General features: G+C 76.0%; 1 pseudogene. It reads left to right on the top strand.

Going from position 1 to position 262, the window contains the following annotated elements:
• Positions 1-54 precede the first annotated feature (54 nt).
• Positions 55-262: pseudogene (locus tag ACWXWW_RS18120) on the top strand (hypothetical protein); the annotation flags it as partial.

Here is a 262-nt window from a genome sequence, read left to right as displayed (position 1 = left end):
GAGGCGATCCGGGCGGCGGACAGGGTGATCGCTCATGCGCAGGCGGCGCGTCAGATGGCGTTGGCGTCGGCGTCGCAGGTGGCGTGGGCGCAGCATGAGCGGCAGGTCGCGGCCGGGGGCTCGTCGCGGGCGTGGGCGCATCGGGCGATCGCGGAGGAGATCGCCGCGGCCACGCACACCCCGGGCCGGTCGGTGGAGCGGCAGATGAACGACGCGACGGTCCTCGTCTCCCGGTTCCCGGTCGTGCGGGACCGGCTCGCGG

It is taken from the genome of Microbacterium sp. KNMS, assembly GCF_053851835.1.
This window is presented reverse-complemented; position numbering and strand designations above follow the sequence as displayed.